This window comes from Sphingobium sp. JS3065, from assembly GCF_026427355.1.
Classification (GTDB): Bacteria; Pseudomonadota; Alphaproteobacteria; order Sphingomonadales; family Sphingomonadaceae; genus Sphingobium.
On sequence record NZ_CP102664.1, the window covers coordinates 3,003,913 to 3,023,706 of the forward strand.

The following is a 19,794-nucleotide window of genomic DNA, read 5'->3' on the forward strand; positions in this document are numbered from 1 at the left end:
GGGCCGGGGGTGGGGGCGGGCGAAGCGAGCCTCCCCGAAAGCCAAGCCAGAAAACGGCCGACCTTGCCCTTTCCCGCCCCTCAAAGTAAGGCGCGCGGGTCATGACTCGTCCGCTCACCTTCGCCATCCCCAAGGGGCGCATCCTCGATGAGGCGCTGCCCCTGCTCGCCCAGGCCGGAATAGAGCCGGAGGCGGAGTTTCATGACAAGAAGAGCCGCGCCCTTCGCTTCGCCACCAACCGGCCGGATGTTTCGATCATCCGCGTGCGCGCCTTCGACGTGGCGACCTTTGTGGCGCATGGCGCGGCGCAGATCGGCATCGTCGGGTCGGACGTGCTGGAAGAATTCGACTATTCGGAAATCTACGCGCCCGTCGACCTCGACATGGGCCATTGCCGCCTGTCGGTGGCGGAACCCGAAGGCCTGTCGCAGGAGGATGAGGCGGCGATGAGCCATGTCCGCGTCGCGACCAAATATCCTTATCTCACCCGCAAATATTATGAGGCGCGGGGCATCCAGGCCGAATGCGTCAAGCTGAACGGCGCGATGGAGCTGGCGCCGTCGCTGGGTCTGTCGCGGCGGATCGTGGATCTGGTTTCATCGGGTGCGACGCTGAAGGCCAACGGGCTGGTCGAAACCAACGTCATCATGCAGGTGTCGGCGCGGCTCATCGTCAATCGCGCCGCTTACAAGATGCGCTCGGCCGAACTGGTGCCGCTGGTGGAGGCTTTCCGCAAGGCCGTGGGGGCGAAGGATGCCGCTTAGGCTGGACAGCAGCGGGGCGGATTTCGCCGCCGCCTTCACCGCCCTGGTCGACGCCCGGCGCGAAGCCGATGAGGATGTGTCCCGCGACGTCATCGCCATCCTCAAGCGCGTGCGCGCAGAGGGCGATGCCGCGCTGGCCGACTATACCAGCCGCTTCGACCGGCACGACCTGAACGTCAGCGGCTGGGCGGTGGAGCCTGCCGAATGCCGCAAGGCGCTGGACGGACTTTCGACCGAATTGCGCGACGCGCTCGAACTCGCGGCGGCGCGGATCGCGGCCTATCATGAAAAGCAGAAGCCGCAGGACAGCGACAGCGTCGACGCGGCGGGCGTGCGTCTGGGCGCGCGCTGGAACGCGGTCGACGCGGCGGGGCTTTACGTGCCCGGCGGGCGCGCCGCCTATCCCAGTTCGCTGCTGATGAACGTCATCCCGGCCAAGGTGGCGGGCGTCCGGCGCATCGCCATGGTCACGCCGACCCCCAATGGAGAGATCAACCCGCTGGTCCTCGCCGCCGCCGCAATCGCGGGGATCGAGGAAATCTGGCGTGTCGGCGGGGCGCAGGCGGTGGCCGCGCTCGCCTATGGCACGGACCGGATCAGGCCGGTCGACGTCATCACTGGCCCCGGCAACGCCTGGGTGGCGGAGGCGAAGCGCCAGCTTTACGGCGTGGTGGGCATCGACATGGTCGCCGGACCTTCCGAAATCGTCGTGGTCGCGGATGGGAAGAACGATCCCGACTGGATCGCCGCCGACCTGCTCAGCCAGTCGGAACATGACCCGACCAGCCAGTCCATCCTCTTCACCGACGATGCGGCTTTCGCCGATGCGGTGGCGGCGGCGGTGGACAAGCGCCTGCCGCTGCTGTCGACGCAGGCGGTGGCGACCGCCAGTTGGAACGCCAATGGGGCGATCATCGTCGTGCGCGACCTTGAGGAAGCCATGCCGCTGGTCGACCGGCTCGCCGCCGAGCATCTGGAACTTGCCGTCGACGACCCCGACGCCCTTTTCGCGAAAGTGCGCCATGCCGGGTCGGTCTTCCTTGGCCGGATGACGCCGGAGGCCGTGGGCGATTATGTCGCCGGGCCGAACCACGTCCTGCCGACCGGCCGCCGGGCGCGCTTTTCTTCGGGACTGTCGGTGCTGGACTTCATGAAGCGCACCAGCTTCCTCAGCCTCGACCAGCGCGGCATCGACGCCATCGGCCCCGCCGCCGTCGCTCTTGCGCAGGCGGAGGGGCTTCCGGCGCATGCGGCTTCGGTGGCCTTGAGATTGAAATAAGCTTCCCTTCGCCCGGCGCTTTGGCGAAGGCTTCACCTCACTGCGTTCGGCAAAGGGCTTCGACAGGCTCGGCCCGAACGGTTATGGAAAGACTATGAACGACCGCTCCAAATCCCGCTCCGCCGCGCGCCTTGCCGCGGTCCAGGCGCTGTACCAGCTTGAGATGGAGGGCACGCCCATCCACGTGCTGCTGCATGAATTCCACCAGCACCGCCTGGGCGCGACCATAGAGGATGTGACCTATGCGCAGGCGGAAGAAAGCTTCTTCGACGATGTCGTGCAGGGCGTCGACCGCCGTCGCGAGGAAATTGACGGCCTGATCGTGGCGCGCCTTTCCAAGGGCTGGAGCCTGGAGCGGCTCGACAAGCCGATGCGGCAGATTTTGCGCGCAGGCGCCTATGAACTGCTCGCCCGGCAGGATGTCGCGACCGCCACGGCGATCAGCGAATATGTCGATGTGGCGCACGCCTTCTACGACAAGCGCGAGGCGGGTTTCGTGAACGGCCTGCTCGATGCGGTGGCCAAGGATGTGCGGAAGTAAGTCTGTTCGATCCTTGCCTCGACAGAATAGCACGGCGCGCCAGAAGGTTCGGGTCCATGTCCGCTGAATCCCGCTTCCTGACCCTGCTCCGCCTGCTGGCGAACGACCCCGCCGCCCAGGGCCTTCAGGACGATGTGGCGATCCTGGAAATCGGCGGCGCCCGCCTGATCCTCACCAGCGATACGATGGTGGAGGGGGTGCATTACCTCCCCGCCGATCCGCCCGCCGACATCGGCTGGAAACTCGCCGCCGTGAACCTCTCCGACCTCGCCGCCAAGGGCGCGAGGCCGCTCGGCTGCCTGCTCAACTATGCGCTGTCGGGCGACGATGCATGGGACGCCGCCTTCCTTGAGGGACTGGGCGAGGCGCTGGCGCGTCACGCCATGCCGCTGCTGGGCGGAGACACGGTGCGGATGCCCAACGGCGCGCCGCGCAGCTACAGCCTGACCGCGCTGGGCGAAGCGACTGGCCGCGTCCCCCTGCGCGGCGGCGCGAAGGCAGGGGACAGGCTGTATCTCACCGGCCCGGTGGGGGATGCGGGCATCGGCCTTGAACTGCTGCGAACCATGCCCGGCGCGTCCGGCCCACTGGTCGACGCCTATCGCCGTCCACGTCCGCGCCTGGCCGAAGGAGCGCTGCTGGCGCCCCATGTCCACGCCATGATGGATGTGTCCGACGGCCTGCTGATCGACGCTTCGCGCATGGCGGCGGCCAGCGGCCTTGCCGTCGCCATCGATCATATTCCCCTGTCGCCCGCGCTTGAAAGCACAAGGGGCGCCAGCAATGCGGTGCAGATCGCCGCCGCGCGCGCCGGGGACGATTATGAGCTGCTCTTCGCCTTGCCCGCCGCAATGAAGCCGCCCGTGCGCGCCATTCCGGTCGGACGCTTTTCACGCGGAGCCGGGCTGACGCTGATGATCGACGGGGTGGCCATGCCGTTGCCCGACCGGCTCGGCTGGGAACATGGCTGATTTGCCTTAATATCGTAACGGGTTGACGCACGCCGTCGGCCCTGTAGCTTCACCGCCGACCTTTCTCAGCCCGGTAGGACCGCATGATGTGCGTGAGCCTGTTGCTGATTGACGCGGTGCCCGATGCCGGAAGCGCATGTTCCGGCGGCCCGCCTTTACGCCCTTCGCCCGCCCGTCATTCCCTGCGGAGCGGCCGATGACAGCCATAACAGGGGGAGAGGAACATCCATGCAGATTGTCACGATTGCCATAGGGTGCGGCCTGCTGGCCGTGCTCTACGGCCTGTTCACCAGTCGACAGGTGCTGGCGGCCCCCGCCGGCAATGAAACCATGCAACAGATTGCGGGCGCGATTCAGGAAGGGGCGAAGGCCTATCTCGGCCGCCAATATACGACCATCGGCATGGTCGGCATCGTCGTCGCGGCGCTGGTCTTCTTCTTCCTTGGCGCGACGTCGACCATCGGGTTCCTGATCGGGGCCATCCTGTCGGGCGCGGCGGGCTTCATCGGCATGAACATCTCGGTGCGCGCCAATGTCCGCACCGCCGAGGCCGCGCGGAATAGCTTGCAGAGCGGCCTCACCGTCGCTTTCCGGGCGGGCGCCATCACCGGCATGCTGGTGGCGGGGCTGGCCCTGCTCGCGATCAGCGTCTTCTTCTGGTATCTGACCGGACCGGCGGGCCACGCGCCCGATGATCGGCTGGTGATCGATTCCCTGGTGGCCCTGGCCTTCGGCGCCAGCCTCATCTCCATCTTCGCGCGCCTGGGCGGCGGCATCTTCACCAAGGCGGCGGACGTCGGCGCGGACCTGGTCGGCAAGGTCGAGGCAGGCATTCCGGAGGACGATCCGCGCAACCCCGCCGTGATCGCGGACAATGTCGGCGACAATGTCGGCGACTGCGCGGGCATGGCCGCCGACCTGTTCGAAACCTATGTGGTGACGGTCGGCGCGACCATGGTGCTGACCGCTTTGCTGGTGAAGGGCGTCGACAACGCCTTCCTGATGCAGCTCATGTCGCTGCCGCTGATTGTCGGCGGCGTGTGCATCATCACCTCCATCATCGGCACCTATATGGTGCGGCTGGGGTCGAGCCAGTCGATCATGGGCGCGCTCTACAAGGGTTTCTGGACGACAGCGATCCTGTCGATCCCGGCGCTCTACGCGGTCACCCATTATACGCTGGGCGGCCTCGATGCCCGCTTCGGCACCGATCTGGACGGGGCGGGCGGCTATACCGGCATGGCGTTGTTCTGGTCGATGATGGTCGGGCTGGTCGTGACGGGGCTGATCGTCTGGATCACCGAATATTATACCGGAACCAACTACCGCCCGGTGCGCAGCATCGCCCGCGCTTCGGAAACCGGCCATGGCACCAATGTCATCCAGGGGCTGGCCGTCAGCCTGGAGGCGACCGCCCTGCCGACGCTGGTGATCGTGGCGGGCATCATCGTCGCCCATCAACTGGCGGGCCTGATCGGCATCGCCTTCGCCGCGACCGCCATGCTGGCGCTGGCGGGCATGGTCGTGGCGCTGGACGCCTATGGCCCCGTGACCGACAATGCGGGCGGCATCGCGGAAATGGCGCATATGGAGGATAGCGTCCGCGTCAGGACCGACGCGCTCGACGCGGTGGGCAACACCACCAAGGCGGTGACGAAGGGCTATGCCATCGGTTCGGCGGGCCTTGCCGCGCTGGTGCTGTTCGGCGCCTATACGGAGGATCTGAAATTCTACAACAGCGCGCTCGGCCTTACCGAGCCTGTCGATTTCAGCCTCTCCAACCCCTATGTCATCGTCGGCCTGCTGCTGGGCGCGCTGCTGCCCTATCTGTTCGGGGCCATGGGCATGACCGCCGTGGGCCGCGCAGCCGGTGACGTGGTCAAGGACGTGCGCGACCAGTTCGCCACCAACAAGGGCATCATGGAGGGCACGTCGCGGCCCAACTATGCCCGCACGGTGGACCTTGTCACCCGCGCCGCGATCAAGGAGATGATCGTGCCCAGCCTGCTTCCGGTGCTGGCGCCGATCGTCGTCTATTTCGCGATCTCGGCGGTGGCGGGGACGCCCAACGGCTTCGCCGCGCTTGGCGCGTTGCTGCTGGGCGTGATCGTCTCCGGCCTGTTCGTGGCGCTTTCCATGACGTCGGGCGGCGGGGCGTGGGACAATGCCAAGAAATATATCGAGGATGGCCATCATGGCGGCAAGGGCAGCGAAGCCCACAAGGCCGCGGTGACCGGCGACACGGTAGGCGATCCTTACAAGGACACGGCTGGCCCGGCGGTGAATCCGATGATCAAGATCACCAATATCGTCGCGCTGCTGCTGCTGGCCGCGCTAGCGCACGGCGCGTAAATTCCCGATCGAAAGGGAATGACAGGGAAATGGCTCCGCCCGCAGCCGGGCGGAGCCTTTTTTACGGACGGGCCGCGATCGTCGTCACAAATCGGAAACGCACCAGTCACATTATTGTAACGAAAAAGTCATAGTGGGCCAGCCGTTCGCCAGGATGGGCGAGGGGAGAATATCACCATGCGACTGACCTCTAAGCTGCTGCCCATACTTGCCCTGTTGGCCGTTCCGGCCGTGGCCCATGCCAGCGAGGACGAACAGCTTTGGACCACCGCCAGCGCAACGGTGAAGCTGAGCGATCATTGGCGCTTCTCGCAGGAGGTCGTCGCCCGCTTCAGCGACGATCGCGATGGGCTGTACGAGGTCGAGATGAATTCGTTGATCGGCTACAAGGTCAGCAAGAAAATCACCGTCTGGGCGGGCTATACCCATGACCCCAATTACAATGCTGGTCATTTCGCGGTGATGGAGCATCGCGGCCGCCAGCAGGTGACCTTCGACAATATCGTGAAGATCGGTCCCGGCCAGCTCAGCGCCCGCCTGCGGCTGGAGGAGCGCTGGCGCGAAGGGGTGGACGGCACCGCCTGGCGCCTGCGCCCCTATGTCAAATATGTGCTGCCGTTCAGGGAAGGCGGCAAGACCGCGCTGCTGCTGAGCCATGAAAGCTTCATCGATTTCAACACCACCAATTTCCAGCGCGTCCAGGGCGAGGAGCGGATGCGCAACCTGATCGCCATCACCACCCCGCTCGCGAAGAATGTGAATGCGGAGATCGGCTATCTGCACCAGCATGGCTTCCGGCCGAATGCCGACGACAGCAACGACAATGTGGCGTCCTTTTCCCTGGGATTCAGTTTCTGAATAAACATGAAATCCTCCCTGCGCGAAGCGTGGGGAGGGGGACCATGCGCAGCATGGTGGAGGGGAAGTTTCGAAGGTCGCGCCCCTATCCACGCCACCGGCCCGATGAAGCGGGGCATCCACACTTGCCCGCTCCCACCCCACACCCCTATATGCCGCGCCATGACCAGCGAACCCTTCCGCTCGCAACTGGCCGCGCTTGAAAGGCGCGGCCGCCTGCGTCGTCTGATCCCCCGTTCCGGCCGGGATTTCGCCTCCAACGACTATCTCGGCCTCGCCTCCGACCCCATCGTCGCGCAGGCCGTGGCCGATGCGGTGGCGCGGGGCGTGCCGGTGGGGTCGGGCGGTTCGCGGCTGCTGCGCGGCAACGCCCCCGAACATGAAGGGCTGGAGGCGAAGGCCGCCGATTTCTTCAAGACCCAGGGCGCGCTGTTCATGGCGAACGGCTTCGCCGCCAATCTGGCGCTGTTTTCCACCTTGCCCCAGCGGGGCGACCTGATCGTCGCGGACGAGCTGATCCACGCCAGCGTCCATGACGGCATCCGCATGTCGAAGGGGACGACGGTCTTCGCCCGCCATAACGATGTGCAGAGCTTCGCCGACCTGATCGCCGCCTGGCGGCAGGAAGGCGGCAAGGGCAGGGTCTGGATCGCGGTGGAGACGCTCTATTCCATGGATGGCGACATGGCGCCGCTCAGCGACCTCGCGACATTGGCGGCCCGGCATGAGGCGATGCTGATTCTGGACGAAGCCCATGGTACGGGCGTTTTCGGTCCATCGGGACGCGGCCTCTCGGCGGGGCTGGACGGGCTGCACAATGTCGTGACGCTGCACACCTGCGGCAAGGCGATGGGGGTGGAGGGCGCGCTGATCTGCGGGCCGCGCCTGCTGATCGACTATCTGATCAACCGGGCGCGGGCCTTCATCTTCTCCACCGCGCCCTCGCCGCTGATGGCGGTCGCGGTATCGGCGGCGCTCGACCGGATCGAACAGGCGAGCGACCTGCGCGACCGGTTGAAAACGCTGCGGGTCGATGCGGGCGAAGCGATTTGCGCGCCGCTCGGCCTGCCCGCCCCGCGCAGCCAGATCATCCCGGTCATATTGGGCGAGGACCGCCGCGCCATGGCCGCCGCCGCCGCCTTGCAGGAGGCGGGGTTCGATGTGCGCGGCATCCGTCCCCCAACCGTGCCGCCGGGCACCAGCCGCCTGCGGATTTCGCTGACCCTGAATGTCGGCCGCGCCGACATCGCCGCGCTGGGCGAGGAACTCGTCCGGATAGTGGGCCGGGCGGCGGCGTGAGCGTCTTCGTCGTCACCGGCACGGATACCGACATCGGCAAGACGGTGTTCGCGGCGGGCCTCGCCGGAGCGCTGGGCGCTTATTATTGGAAGCCGGTGCAGGCGGGCGTCGATCCGCAGGGCGACAAGGAACGGGTGGCGGCGCTGTCGGGCCTGCCCGCCTCGCACATCCTGCCCGAAGCCTATCGCCTGACCACGCCCGCCTCGCCCCATCTGGCGGCGCGGATCGACGGGGTGGAGATCGCCCTCGACCGGCTGGCCCTGCCGCAGGTCGACGGCCCGCTGGTGGTGGAGGGCGCGGGCGGCCTGATGGTCCCGGTCAGCGAGACGCTGCTGATGATCGACCTGTTCGCTTATTGGGGCGCGCCTGTCATCCTCTGCGCCCGGACGGGGCTGGGTACGATCAACCATAGCCTGCTCAGCATAGAGGCGCTGCGGGCGCGGAATATTCCCATCGCGGGGATCGCCTTCATCGGCGAACCGCATGAGGAGAATGAGCGGATCATTCCGAAGCTGGGCAAGGTCCGCAGCCTTGGGCGGTTGCCCTATCTCGATCCGCTGGATGCGCAGACATTGGGTGCGGCCTTCACCGCATCGATCTACCTGTCCTGACCGTTCATTCCCTCTCCCCGTTCGGGCTGAGCGAAGTCGAAGCCTCTCCTTCTTCAAAAAAGAACAGCATTTCGACAAGCTCAGTGCGAACGGAGTCGGATGATTTGGGCGCGTTCATTCTCCTCCCCAAAGCCGCAAGCGTCGCCCATTTTTCGACCAACGACATGGACATCGCTGCCGCGGGACGCTCAACTCCCGGCCATCATGGGTGCGTCCGCGTGCCCTGACCAGATGAAGCAAGGGAAGCTTTGATGAAATATCTCCTCCTCGGCGCGGCGGCAGTTGCGCTGGCCACCGGCGCGTCCGTCGCCCAAACCAGTCCGGCAAAATCCGATCCGGCGAAACCCACTTACGGCAGCTATGGCTTCGACAGCGCCGGCATGGACAAGTCGGTCAAGCCCGGCGACGATTTCTACGATCATGCCAATGGCACATGGGCGAAAAACACGCCGATTCCGGCCGACAAATCCAGTTATGGCGCCTTCAACACGCTGGACGACCTGTCCCGCGAGCGGACCAAGGCCATTCTCGACGCCGCGCAGGGCGACCCGAACAGCAAGATCGGCAACGCTTATGCCAGCTATCTCGACGCCGCCACGGTGGAGAAGCAGGGCCTGACCCCCGCCAAACCGTGGCTCGCGAAGATCGCGGCGGTGAAGGACAAGGCCGCCTATGCCAAACTCGCCGCCGAAGCCGCCCGCGCCGGAATCGACGGCCCCTTCGGTTTCTACGTCAATCAGGACGACAAAGACCCGGAAACCTACATACTGGTCCTGCACCAGTCCGGCCTGGGCCTGCCCGACCGCGATTTCTACCTGGAACCCGACGCGAAGATGGCGGCGATCCGCACCGCCTATGTCGCGCATCTGGAAAAGATGCTGACGCTCGCCGGGGAACCCGACGCCAAGGCCCGCGCCGCCGCGCTGATGGCGTTCGAAACGGAAGTGGCCAAGGTCCACTGGACCCAGGTCGACAGTCGCGACGCCGACAAGACCTATAACAAGATGACGCTGGCCGACCTGCAAAAGGCCGCGCCGGGCTTCGACTTCACCGCTTATTTCGCCGCCAACAAGCTCGCCCCCAAGGATCTGCTGGTGTCGCAGCCGAGCGCCGTCAGCGGAGAAGCCGCGCTGATCGCCAAGGCTCCTGTCGGCGTGCTGAAGGATGCGCTGCTGCTGCGCACGCTGCACAGCTTTGCCGACCAGTTGCCGGACGCGGTGGCCAATGAGAATTTCGCCTTTTACGGCACCACCCTGTCAGGCACGCCGGAACGCGAAGCCCGCTGGAAACGGGCGGTGGACTTCCTGAAATCCTCCATGGGCGAGGAAGTGGGCAAGGCCTATGTCGCCCAATATTTCCCGCCCGAAACCAAGGCGGCGATGGACCAGCTCGTCAGGAATGTGATCGCCGCCATGGGCCGCCGCATCGACGGCCTCCCATGGATGAGCGACGCCGCCAAGGCCCGCGCCCACAAGAAGCTGGCCGCCTTCACGCCCAAGATCGGCTATCCCGACAAGTGGCGCGACTATACCGGCCTGACGATGAAGCGCGACGACCTGTTCGGCAATGCGCTGCGGTCGAACCAGTATGAATTCGACTATCAGGTCGGCAAGCTCGGCAAGCCCATCTACCGCTGGGAATGGGGCATGACCCCGATGGAGATCAACGCCTACGCCAATTTCGGCATGGTGGAGATCGTCTTCCCCGCCGCCATCCTGCAACCGCCCTTCTTCGATCCCCATGCCGATCCGGCGGTCAATTATGGCGGCATTGGCGCGGTGATCGGCCATGAACTCAGCCATCATTTCGACGATCAGGGCGCGAAATATGACGAGACGGGCAAGCTCAACCAATGGTGGAGCGACCGGGACGTCGCCAATTTCAAGGCGCTGACCGATAAACTGGTCAAGCAATATGACGCCTATGAACCCTTCCCCGGCGCGCATGTGAAGGGCGCCTTCACCCTGGGCGAGAATATCGGCGACCTGGCCGGAGTCGCGGTGGCGCTGGACGCCTATCACGCCTCGCTGGGCGGCAAGCCCGCCCCGGTGATCGACGGCACGACCGGCGACGAACGCTTCTTCCTGGGCTGGGCGCAGGTGTGGCGGCGCAACTATCGCGAACCCAATCTGCGCCAGCGGCTCGTCACCGATCCGCATTCCCCGTCGCAATATCGCGCCGACACCGTGCGCAATTTCGACCAATGGTATTCGGCGTTCAAGCCGGAGGCGGGCGGCAAGATATATCTGGCACCGCAGGATCGCGTGAAGATCTGGTAAGAATCGAAGGGGGCCGGATCAGCGCGAATCCGGCCCCTTTTCCGTTCCGGCAAAGCAACGATATTCCGCAACGGCGAAACGTTTTGGTCACGCGATAAACTGCATTTTCCTTGTTGACCGTCTCTTAAATGCAACATTTTATCGGATCGCCCTTTTATCCCGACAACCTCTTCCACAGCTTGGCGTTCAAACATTGGTTAAAGTTGAGGAGAAGCAATTTGTCGGGTTTGAATAACATTCTTCTGAAGGCCGGTGTCGCATCGATCGCACTGGCCGCCGCCGCTCCGGTTCTGGCCCAGGATGCTGCCGCCCCGGCCGCGCCAGCGCAGGCTGCGCCCGCCGCCCCGGCCGCAGGCGCCAGCACTTTTTCGGACGCCGATATCAAGCAGTTCGCCGCGGCCGCCGTCGAGGTGACGAAGATCCAGCAGGACAGCTCGATCGCCGCCGCCGACAAGCAGCCCAAGATGCTCGCGGCGCTCCAGGCGTCGGGCATCCCGCCGGAAAAGTTCAACCAGATCGGTCAGGCCGCCGCCGCTGATCCTGCGCTCCAGCAGAAGATCCAGGCAGCCGCTCCGGCGTCGGCCGCCCCGGCGGCTCCGGATGCTGGCGCTGCTCCGGCCGCCCCCGCGTCACCGGCCACCCCGCCCGCGCAGTAAGCGCGGCATTGCACAGAGGGAGGTCATGGGCCTAAGCAGCGGCCATGACCTCCCCTGTCTGGCATCCTTTTTTCCAGCACGGCCTGAATGAGCCGATCCCCCACGTCGAACGGGCGGAGGGGGCCTTGCTGCATCTGGCCGATGGCGGCACGCTGATCGACGCCATTTCAAGCTGGTGGGTGGCGACCCACGGCCATTGCCATCCCCGGATCGCGGCGGCCATCGCCGATCAGGCGGGCAAGCTGGATCAACTCATCTTCGCCGGCTACACCCACGGCCCGGCGGAGGAAGTGGCGCGCGGGCTGGTCGATATCGCGCCCCGGGCTGCGGGCCGCGATTCGCTCGCCCATGTCTTTTTCTCCGACAGCGGCTCCACCGCGGTCGAGGTCGCGCTCAAAATGGCGCTCGGCTATTGGCACAATCTGGCGCTGGATGGCCTGTCCGAACCGCGCCACCGCATCCTCGTGCTCCAGCACAGCTATCATGGCGACACCATCGGCACCATGTCGGTGGGCGAGCGCGGCGTTTACAACGCCGCCTGGTCGCCGTTGCTGTTCGATGTGGAGACCATCCCCTTTCCTGCCCCCGGCGCGGAACAGGCGACCCTGGACGCCCTTGAAGCGGCCTGCGCGCAAAGGCCCGCCGCCTTCATCGTCGAGCCGCTGATCCTGGGGGCAGGGGGAATGCTGATCTACCCGCCCTCCGTCCTGCGCGACATGGCCGCGATCTGCGCCCGTCACGACGTCCTCTTCATCGCGGACGAGGTGATGACCGGCTGGGGCCGCACCGGCACGCTCTTCGCCTGCGAGCAGGCGGGCGTCGTCCCGGATATCATGGCGGTGGCCAAGGGCATCACCGGCGGCGCCATCCCTCTCGCCGCCACGCTCGCCACGCCCCGCATCTTCGAGGCGCACAGATCCAGCGACCGCGCCCGCCTTTTCTATCATTCCAGCAGCTACACCGCGAACGCCATCGCCTGCGCCGCCGCTGCCGCCAATCTCGCCATCTGGCGGGAAGAGGATGTGCTGGGCCGCATCGCGATTCTGGGCAAAGCCATGGCGGAGCGACTCGAAAAGCTCAGCGCGCATCCTGCCTTTGCCAACCCCCGCCAACTGGGTGTGATAGCCGCCATCGACCTGATTGCCCCCGATGCGGGCTATCTCTCCGACCTCGCCCCGCGCCTCCGCGCTTTCGCCGGAGAACAGGGCCTCTTGCTGCGCCCGCTCGGCAACACCATCTATCTCATGCCGCCCTATTGCCTTGACGCGGATCAGCTCGATCACGTCTTTGCGGTGCTCCAAAAAGCCGGCGATGCATTTGGCGCTTCAGCCTGACTTTCTTTTTCAGCATTTTGGCGCTATGGCGGCGCGATTTTTCGACTTCCAGGATATTATGGCAAAAGAAGAACTGCTTGAAATGCGCGGACAGGTTGTGGAGCTTCTCCCCAACGCCATGTTCCGCGTTCGGCTTGAAAATGATCACGAGATCCTCGGCCACACCGCCGGCAAGATGCGCAAGAACCGCATCCGCGTGCTGGTGGGCGACGAAGTGCTGGTCGAACTGACCCCCTACGACCTGACCAAGGGTCGGATCACTTACCGCTTCAAATAAGCCGCTTTTTCGATGCGGCTCATCCTTGCTTCGGCTTCTCCCAGACGGTGTGAACTTCTGGGTCAGATCGGCGCGTCTCCGGACGCGGTGGACCCGGCTGACCTCGACGAAACACCCCTGAAGGGCGAACTTCCCGCCGCCTACGCGGCCCGCGTCGCTGCCGAAAAGGGCGCGTTGGTCGCAGCTCGCCACCCCGGCGCGCTGGTCCTCTCCGGCGACACGGTGGTCGCGGCAGGCCGCCGCATCCTGCCCAAGGCGGAGAGCGAGGCCGAAGCGCGCAAATGCCTCGAACTCCTGTCAGGCCGCCGCCACCGCGTCCTGAGCGCGATCACCCTGATCGATGCGGAGGGCAAGGCGCGCCATCGCCTCTCGACCAATATCGTCATCTTCAAACGCCTCGATCGCACCGAAATCGAAGCCTATATCGCGTCGGAGGAATGGCACGGCAAGGCAGGAGGCTATGCGATCCAGGGCCGCGCCGCGGGCCTGATCCGCGCCATCCAGGGCAGCCATAGCGCGATCATGGGCCTGCCCCTTTACGAAACCCGCGCGCTGCTGAAGGCAGCGGGCTACCCATTGGACTAGAGTGATTGCAAGGGGAATGGCACATTTCCCGGCTCGGCAATCGCGACCAACAGGACTGAACAGCTATGGCCGAATGGCTCTATGAAGAAGGCATTGGCGAGGCCCGCGCCGCGCTGATCGAAAAGGGCCGCCTGGTCGAAGCGCAGGTCGAACGGGAAAGCGACGCCGCCCGCGCAGGCGCGGTCGTGCAGGGCAAGCTGATCCGCACCGTCATCCCGAAAAAGCGCGGCATCGCCCGCCTGACTTCCGGCGAGGAAGCGCTGGTCGAACCGATCCCGCCGAAAATCGCGGAGGGCGCCACCGTCCTCCTCGAAATCCTGCGCGAAGCCATAGCGGAGGAAGGCCGCGCCAAGCTCGCCAAGGCGCGCATCGCCCAGCCCGGCTCGAAAGCGCATCCCGCCCCCAGCCTGCTTCAGCGCATCCGCGCCACCGGCATCCCCGTCGTGCCTTGCCCCGCGCATGAGGAAGACCGCTTCGAGGCCCATGGCTGGAGCGAATTGATGGAAGAGGCGATCTCCGGCGAGATCGGCACCGAGGAAGCGGCGCTACGCATCTTCCCGACGCCCGCGATGATCCTGATCGATGTCGACGGCTCGCTCCCGCCCGCCAAGCTTGGCCCCAAGGGCGCGAAACTGGCGGCGCAGGCGATCCGCCGCATGAGCCTGACCGGATCGATCGGCATCGACTTGCCGACGATGAACAACAAGGACGAGCGCGCCGTCGCTTCGGCCCAGATCGACAAATATCTGCCTCTCCCGTTCGAGCGCACGGCGGTCAACGGCTTCGGCTTCGTCCAGGTCATCCGCCGCCGGGAACGGATGAACCTTATGGAACTGCTCCGCGCCGATCCGGTCGAGACGGCTGCCCTGGCCCTCCTCCGCCGTGCCGAACGCCACGGCAATGGCGGTCCCGCGACGATCACCGCAGCCCCTGCGATCATCGACCGCCTGCACAAGGCGACGGACTGGATCGAACAACTCGCCCGCCGCCGCGGCGGCGCGATCAGCTTGAAGGCGGACGCGGCATTGACCATATCGGCGGGCCATGTCGCCTAAAGCCTCCTCCTGCCCGGTCTGCGGCCAGCCGTCACACCCCGAAACCCGCCCTTTCTGCGGAAAGGCCTGCCGCGACCGCGACCTGCTGCAATGGCTGGGCGAGGGCTATCGCGTCCCTGGCGCACCCGCTTCGGACGAGATGAAAAAAAGTGACGATGATGGGGTAGACAGCACCCGGGACTGATGCCTATAGGCACGCCTCACCAAACGACAGGTGGTCCTCACCGTCGCCCGTGCCCGGGTAGCTCAGTTGGTAGAGCATGCGACTGAAAATCGCAGTGTCGGCGGTTCGACTCCGTCCCCGGGCACCATTAACATACTGAAAAATAACGATTTTATATTCGCCGAGTGAGTGGTGTTCATTCCCGTATGTAATTTTTTGCGCTGGGCGCGGTAAACAGCAAGGTCCGATGAAGTGATTTTGGACAGGGGCTTGTTGCCGAGCGCGGGCGTAAGATAGAGTTCCAGCATTCGCTCTTTGCGGTCGATTGTTTTCCCGCCTTCTTCCTTGAGGCGCTTGATGTAGCCGTCCGCAGCTTCCTTGAACGCCATGGCTATCTTACGGCCTTTGGGCAGGTCCAGCCGTTCTTCCCTAGCCCTCGTCCTGAGGGTGGCAATCATGTCTTCTGCTTGCTGGCGGGTCACGCCGTCGCTTTCACGACCGACGACTCTGTGAATGCGGTTTTTTTTAGTCCCCTCGATGGAAGAGGTAGATTCCTCCATTCCGAAAAGACTTTGATTCTAGGATGTTATTTCCCTGACGACCTTTGCGACCAGTGTGATCGTTTGCGTCCGATGCAGAATCGTTAAGACCCGATTTTTCCAAAATTCCGTCCCCAAATCCGGATATCCGTATGCGATCCGTATATCGGGATTTTTGGTATTCGGGAAAACCGAAGATTTGGAAAATCGCAGATTTCTGCGATTTTTGGAGCGGGCGAAGGGATTCGAACCCTCGACCCCAACCTTGGCAAGGTAGGCAGCTGATGTTACCTACGATCATTGGCGTTATTGCTGTTACCGGAAACGGGATGTTTATAAAACCACGTTGTTTCTGGTGTTATATGGCAACCTAGCTATTTAACAGCGTTCCGGGTGGGGATCGAGTGGGGTAACAAATCTCTCGATCTGGCTAGCATTTTGCGATCACCCCACTAAATTCCCCACTAGCTATCTTGCGCCAGCAGGGGAAGGGAATTGCAATGACGAGAGATGTTAAGCGTCCTGTTGGCCGTCCCAGCCGGTTCGCCAAGTTTGAGCAGTTTGAGGCTGGGCTTCCTCCGAAAATGGCGAAACGCCCCAGCTACTGCGACGGTATCGGCATATTCAAGGGAGCCAATGGCGCTACCGTCTGGGTCAAAATCAGGATGCCGCGTGGGGGCTTCTATAACGGAAGAACAATCACGGCTCGCGGCGCTGTCGAGCATAAGCTGGGCAAGCGGTCATCGTGGGACTGGCAGCAACTCGTGATTGAGCGTGATCGCCTGCAAGGCTTGGCTGACCGTGGCGAGCCATTGGAAGCGGTAGAGGTCGACACTTTTGCGAAATATGCCTCAGAATGGCTTGAGCGGAAGAAGCCAACCATGAAGGGCTATGGGGTCACGAACGGGCATATCAAATCGGCCCTCGGCCCAGCTTTTGGCAAAAAGGCATTGAACGCCATTACCGTATCGGACGTCAATCGTTGGATAGGGAAGCAGAGTGCAAACCTGAAACCGGCCACCGTCCAGCGGCAATTAGCAACATTCAACGCCATCATGAACGACGCGGTTCGTAGCGGGATCATTGAGAAGAACCCCACGGATCGGACCGACCGGATTAAGGGAATCGAGCCAAGGCAGCGTTTCGTGACCGATGACGAATGGGAAGGAATATTGAAAGCTGCGGACAAGATTGAGGCGGAGCAGGAGGAAAAGAAGGAGCAGACGCCCCAGCAAATCCGGGGTTGGCTACGGCACTATGTCGCATGGGCATACAACTCAGGAATGCGGCGGGCCGAAATTCTCTGTCTGACTTGGGATCAGGTGAGGAAGGTGGATGAGGAGATCATCGTTATCGAGGTCAAGAATACCAAGACGAACAAACCACGGTTTGTGACATGCACGCAGGAGATGTTGGAGATTCTTGCCGCTCTCGAGAAACTGGAGCGGGCTGAGGGTGATAAGCGGCTGTTTCCCATTTCGATGACGACCTTGAAGCGATCTCTCACGCGCCTATGGAAGGAATCTGGCTTGGAAGACGTGCGATTGCATGATTTGCGCCGGAGCCACGCAACTATCCTCATGAAAAGGAACATAGACGCGCGAACGATTGCGGGACGGCTCGGACATTCAGGCACCGCGATGCTGGCGAGGCATTATGCCGTCAACCTGGGGGATATTGAGGCAGCCCGAATTTTCGGAACTCCTCGCAGTCAGAATGGGAACAAGTCAGCGGATTCAGATGACTTAGGAGTGGACGGCGGCGCTTCTGAAGTTGCTGGTTTTGACTAGTCTGGCAGAGGGGCGAGCGGAGGTGAAAAAGAAGATATTGCCACCTGTGCAGCCGCCTATTGATTTTTTGCGATTTTCGATGTATAATGTTGGCATAGGAAGACAATCCTCAACCGTCTTCTTTATCAAGGACGTCTGAATCCCAAGGCCCGATACGAGAAATTAATCTCGGTCGGTGTTTCCTTGCTTTCAGCGTGATCATATCGATGAATCCTGCTTTCTACAGCGATAAAGATGTCGCTCGTCGCCTAAACCTGTCGCCCTCTTGGGTCCGTGGCCAGCGCTACAAGCGCAAACACAATCTCCCCCATATTTTCGATTTGGAGCCTCGCTACATAGGGTCGTGTGCCCGCTATGTCGCAGACGAGGTGGAGACCTTTATTGCTGCTCTGGTCGCTTGAGGCCAGCCATGAAATTTAACCACGAACTACCTCAACCGGGGTCGGGTTCTCTTGCCCGGCCAACCCTTGGCGAAATCGCTCAGGAATATTCCGTCGATCGTGCAAGCCTAGTGGACCAAATGATGCCCATCGCTTCCGGCACGGGCACCTTCTTTGATGAAAACATAGACCTGCGCGATCCCGAAGGCTCCGCCTTAACGGCTCGCATTCTCGAAATTTACGACGCGGTACGGCCAAGGCGACGGAAACGGGGACGTAAGGCACTGGCGGTTCGTATCCGAAAGCTTGTGGCAAATGGATTACGGGGCCACTTCTTTCGCCTTCCCCCTGCGGTCCTCTATTTCACCAAGGCCGATGCTGAACAGTATAAAGACAAACCGACTTGGATGAAGCATGGAGCGCTTGGCGATGTCGTAAAGGCCCTGTCCGATGCGGGATTGGTTAGGGCTATCAAGGGCAAAAAGATGCCTTGGAATTCGGATAAGAAGTCGTGGGCATCATCCTATTGGATCACCGATGATTTCATCCATATGGCATTGGATTACGGCATATCAACTGATTCAATCGAACGACGAATGCCAGTTAATGGGCTCGTTCAGCTTTTTGCTCCAAAGCCAGGACCCGAATTCAAGTGGTACAAAGGTGGATTGGTCTATGTCCGCAAAGGCGAGCGGATCAATTTTTCTCCAACCGCGGAAACGCAGGAATGGACCGACACATTGGAGGCGATCAACGCCTTCTATCGACAGCAGGAAATTGCGCTTGGTTTGTCTGCCGCCGAGTTGGAGTTGTGGCTAGCTGATCGCAATGCGGAATCTGGAATGAAAGGAGCACCTTACCGCCTGCCGGAGTTGTTTTCGACGGACATCTACAGAGTTTTCAACAATGGCGATGCGGACCATCCTAAATTCGATGAAGGAGGAAGGCTATTTGGCGGCTGGTGGATGAACATTCCCGAAAGTTTGCGACAAGCGATCACGATAAATGGGGAGCCAACGGTCGAAGTAGACTACAAGAATTGTCACCCACGCATGTTGTACCATGAAAGGGGGCTAGACGGTGACGGCGAACTCTATTCGATTTCCGAAATCTCGACCTATGAAGCGGCGACAGGAGTAAGGGCCGCTACATACCGTCCTTGCATCAAATGGCTGATGCAAATCTTGATAAACGGTAGAGGTAGACCGGAAGCTGTTGAACGGCCTGCGGATATGGTCTTTCCCCCGGATATCTCGATTACTAAGCTTGTAGCCTTGATCGAGGCACGGCACGAGCCGATTGCCAGTTCTTTCAGGACGGGGGCGGGCCTTCGATTGATGCGGTTGGAATCCGATATTGCCTTGGAGATAATATCAAGCGCGATGCATGAAGGCTTTATGGTTCTTTCGGTCCATGATTCCTTCATCACAACAAACGACAAACGAGATCGATTAAAAACGATGATGATTGATGCCTATGTCCGGAGATTGGAGAAGGAGCCAGCATTGAAAGGTTAATGAAGGGAGAAGAGTAAGGAATATTAAACAATAACGAACCTCTCGGGGAGGCCCCTATTCCATTTATAGGAACTCATAAGAACCGGAAGATCGGCCTCCCTCTTAACCTGTCAGGGATGATGGGCAAAACCGATAGAAATCGGTGAAACTCATCTTCTTGGGTCATGATCTTCCGTACGCGCCTCGTCGCGCTTTTCCTCCTTCAACGCTGCGATCGTTTCCTTGACGCAATCCGTGACGTTATCGAATTCCTCCGCTTTATACGAACTCTCACAATCGGCCGTTGTTCGGACAGTCCAGTTGAGGGCGGCTTGCTCTTTTCGATCCCCTTCGATCAAACCGCCAATCAGGTAGCCTAACCCAAGGAAGAGAAGAGAAATCCACATTATCGATTTGGAATTGTTCGAGGAAGCCTCGTGGATATCGCCTTCGTCCATGCCGTAGGAGCCTTTTCAACCTCAATCCTCAGAACGTTGGCTCAATGTGGCGCAGAAGCGCCTCAGAAGGCCGCTCAGCGTTAGTTTTGACTGATCGGACGTTTCCC

The 19,794-nt window shown here is 62.4% G+C and carries 18 protein-coding genes, 1 tRNA gene and 1 pseudogene; 18 read left to right on the forward strand and 2 right to left on the reverse strand.

The window, feature by feature from the left end; translation table 11 throughout:
* Window positions 1–101 precede the first annotated feature (101 nt).
* The 16 genes from hisG to NUH86_RS14835 all read left to right on the forward strand — a co-directional run bounded on the left by hisG (window position 102) and on the right by NUH86_RS14835 (window position 15,172).
* Window positions 102–764: an ATP phosphoribosyltransferase gene (gene hisG, locus NUH86_RS14760; protein WP_267250193.1), complete on the forward strand. Its 663-nt coding sequence runs from the start codon at window positions 102–104 to the stop codon at window positions 762–764.
* Window positions 754–2,043 carry a histidinol dehydrogenase gene (hisD, locus tag NUH86_RS14765; RefSeq protein ID WP_267250194.1) on the forward strand — a complete coding sequence of 430 codons (1,290 nt, stop codon included), beginning with the start codon at window positions 754–756 and terminating at the stop codon, window positions 2,041–2,043. The genes hisG and hisD overlap by 11 nt, the downstream gene beginning before the upstream one ends.
* Window positions 2,044–2,137: 94 nt before the next feature.
* Window positions 2,138–2,584 carry a transcription antitermination factor NusB gene (nusB, locus tag NUH86_RS14770; protein WP_267250195.1) on the forward strand — a complete coding sequence of 149 codons (447 nt, stop codon included), beginning with the start codon at window positions 2,138–2,140 and terminating at the stop codon, window positions 2,582–2,584.
* A 56-nt stretch (window positions 2,585–2,640) separates the two neighbouring features.
* Window positions 2,641–3,555 carry a thiamine-phosphate kinase gene (thiL, locus tag NUH86_RS14775; RefSeq protein WP_267250196.1) on the forward strand — a complete coding sequence of 305 codons (915 nt, stop codon included), beginning with the start codon at window positions 2,641–2,643 and terminating at the stop codon, window positions 3,553–3,555.
* A 228-nt stretch (window positions 3,556–3,783) separates the two neighbouring features.
* Window positions 3,784–5,907, forward strand: coding sequence for a sodium-translocating pyrophosphatase (locus NUH86_RS14780; protein WP_267250197.1), 2,124 nt, complete (start codon window positions 3,784–3,786; stop codon window positions 5,905–5,907).
* Between the two features lie 177 nt (window positions 5,908–6,084).
* Complete coding sequence (locus NUH86_RS14785) at window positions 6,085–6,765, forward strand: DUF2490 domain-containing protein (protein WP_267250198.1); 681 nt, start codon at window positions 6,085–6,087, stop codon at window positions 6,763–6,765.
* A gap of 162 nt (window positions 6,766–6,927) precedes the next feature.
* Window positions 6,928–8,064, forward strand: coding sequence for an 8-amino-7-oxononanoate synthase (locus NUH86_RS14790; protein WP_267250199.1), 1,137 nt, complete (start codon window positions 6,928–6,930; stop codon window positions 8,062–8,064).
* Entirely contained in the window at window positions 8,061–8,675 is a 615-nt protein-coding gene (bioD, locus tag NUH86_RS14795; protein ID WP_267250200.1) for a dethiobiotin synthase, read from the forward strand. Before NUH86_RS14790 ends, bioD begins: the two co-directional genes overlap by 4 nt.
* Window positions 8,676–8,926: 251 nt before the next feature.
* Window positions 8,927–10,954 (forward strand): M13 family metallopeptidase, encoded by a 2,028-nt coding sequence (locus tag NUH86_RS14800; protein ID WP_267250201.1) that lies wholly within the window; start codon window positions 8,927–8,929, stop codon window positions 10,952–10,954.
* Window positions 10,955–11,172: 218 nt separating this feature from the next.
* The gene (locus tag NUH86_RS14805) at window positions 11,173–11,610 is read left to right on the forward strand and encodes a DUF4168 domain-containing protein (protein ID WP_267250202.1); all 438 of its coding nucleotides are present in this window, start codon (window positions 11,173–11,175) and stop codon (window positions 11,608–11,610) included.
* A 44-nt stretch (window positions 11,611–11,654) separates the two neighbouring features.
* The gene (locus NUH86_RS14810; protein WP_267250203.1) at window positions 11,655–12,944 is read left to right on the forward strand and encodes an adenosylmethionine--8-amino-7-oxononanoate transaminase; all 1,290 of its coding nucleotides are present in this window, start codon (window positions 11,655–11,657) and stop codon (window positions 12,942–12,944) included.
* Window positions 12,945–13,002: 58 nt separating this feature from the next.
* A complete protein-coding gene (gene infA, locus NUH86_RS14815; protein WP_003049127.1) occupies window positions 13,003–13,221 on the forward strand; it encodes a translation initiation factor IF-1 in 219 nt (72 codons plus the stop codon).
* 12 nt (window positions 13,222–13,233) lie between these two features.
* Entirely contained in the window at window positions 13,234–13,806 is a 573-nt protein-coding gene (locus NUH86_RS14820) for a Maf family protein (protein WP_267250204.1), read from the forward strand.
* Between the two features lie 65 nt (window positions 13,807–13,871).
* The gene (locus NUH86_RS14825; protein WP_267250205.1) at window positions 13,872–14,861 is read left to right on the forward strand and encodes a ribonuclease; all 990 of its coding nucleotides are present in this window, start codon (window positions 13,872–13,874) and stop codon (window positions 14,859–14,861) included.
* Window positions 14,851–15,045 (forward strand): DNA gyrase inhibitor YacG, encoded by a 195-nt coding sequence (locus NUH86_RS14830; protein ID WP_267250206.1) that lies wholly within the window; start codon window positions 14,851–14,853, stop codon window positions 15,043–15,045. The genes NUH86_RS14825 and NUH86_RS14830 overlap by 11 nt, the downstream gene beginning before the upstream one ends.
* A 51-nt stretch (window positions 15,046–15,096) precedes the next feature.
* Window positions 15,097–15,172, forward strand: a tRNA-Phe gene (locus NUH86_RS14835).
* Between the two features lie 103 nt (window positions 15,173–15,275).
* Here the strand turns inward: NUH86_RS14835 and NUH86_RS24750 are convergent.
* Window positions 15,276–15,584 (reverse strand): annotated as a pseudogene (locus tag NUH86_RS24750) (hypothetical protein); the annotation flags it as partial.
* 479 nt (window positions 15,585–16,063) lie between these two features.
* On the opposite strand from NUH86_RS24750, the gene NUH86_RS14845 reads away from it, so the two are divergent.
* Together NUH86_RS14845 and NUH86_RS14850 are read left to right on the forward strand one after the other, a co-directional pair.
* Window positions 16,064–17,353 carry a tyrosine-type recombinase/integrase gene (locus NUH86_RS14845; RefSeq protein ID WP_267250207.1) on the forward strand — a complete coding sequence of 430 codons (1,290 nt, stop codon included), beginning with the start codon at window positions 16,064–16,066 and terminating at the stop codon, window positions 17,351–17,353.
* A 409-nt stretch (window positions 17,354–17,762) separates the two neighbouring features.
* Window positions 17,763–19,250 carry a hypothetical protein gene (locus tag NUH86_RS14850; RefSeq protein ID WP_267250208.1) on the forward strand — a complete coding sequence of 496 codons (1,488 nt, stop codon included), beginning with the start codon at window positions 17,763–17,765 and terminating at the stop codon, window positions 19,248–19,250.
* Window positions 19,251–19,399: 149 nt separating this feature from the next.
* Here the strand turns inward: NUH86_RS14850 and NUH86_RS14855 are convergent, their stop codons facing one another.
* Window positions 19,400–19,687 (reverse strand): hypothetical protein, encoded by a 288-nt coding sequence (locus NUH86_RS14855; protein ID WP_267250210.1) that lies wholly within the window; start codon window positions 19,685–19,687, stop codon window positions 19,400–19,402.
* Window positions 19,688–19,794 lie beyond the last annotated feature (107 nt).

Coding starts and splice junctions, on each gene's coding strand:
- hisG (WP_267250193.1), top strand. CDS start 102: ATGACTCGTCCGCTCACCTTCGCCATCCCCAAGGGGCGCATCCTCGAT.
- hisD (WP_267250194.1), top strand. CDS start 754: ATGCCGCTTAGGCTGGACAGCAGCGGGGCGGATTTCGCCGCCGCCTTC.
- nusB (WP_267250195.1), top strand. CDS start 2,138: ATGAACGACCGCTCCAAATCCCGCTCCGCCGCGCGCCTTGCCGCGGTC.
- thiL (WP_267250196.1), top strand. CDS start 2,641: ATGTCCGCTGAATCCCGCTTCCTGACCCTGCTCCGCCTGCTGGCGAAC.
- NUH86_RS14780 (WP_267250197.1), top strand. CDS start 3,784: ATGCAGATTGTCACGATTGCCATAGGGTGCGGCCTGCTGGCCGTGCTC.
- NUH86_RS14785 (WP_267250198.1), top strand. CDS start 6,085: ATGCGACTGACCTCTAAGCTGCTGCCCATACTTGCCCTGTTGGCCGTT.
- NUH86_RS14790 (WP_267250199.1), top strand. CDS start 6,928: ATGACCAGCGAACCCTTCCGCTCGCAACTGGCCGCGCTTGAAAGGCGC.
- NUH86_RS14800 (WP_267250201.1), top strand. CDS start 8,927: ATGAAATATCTCCTCCTCGGCGCGGCGGCAGTTGCGCTGGCCACCGGC.
- NUH86_RS14810 (WP_267250203.1), top strand. CDS start 11,655: ATGACCTCCCCTGTCTGGCATCCTTTTTTCCAGCACGGCCTGAATGAG.
- infA (WP_003049127.1), top strand. CDS start 13,003: ATGGCAAAAGAAGAACTGCTTGAAATGCGCGGACAGGTTGTGGAGCTT.
- NUH86_RS14820 (WP_267250204.1), top strand. CDS start 13,234: ATGCGGCTCATCCTTGCTTCGGCTTCTCCCAGACGGTGTGAACTTCTG.
- NUH86_RS14825 (WP_267250205.1), top strand. CDS start 13,872: ATGGCCGAATGGCTCTATGAAGAAGGCATTGGCGAGGCCCGCGCCGCG.
- NUH86_RS14830 (WP_267250206.1), top strand. CDS start 14,851: ATGTCGCCTAAAGCCTCCTCCTGCCCGGTCTGCGGCCAGCCGTCACAC.
- NUH86_RS14845 (WP_267250207.1), top strand. CDS start 16,064: ATGACGAGAGATGTTAAGCGTCCTGTTGGCCGTCCCAGCCGGTTCGCC.
- NUH86_RS14850 (WP_267250208.1), top strand. CDS start 17,763: ATGAAATTTAACCACGAACTACCTCAACCGGGGTCGGGTTCTCTTGCC.
- NUH86_RS14855 (WP_267250210.1), bottom strand. CDS start 19,687: ATGGACGAAGGCGATATCCACGAGGCTTCCTCGAACAATTCCAAATCG.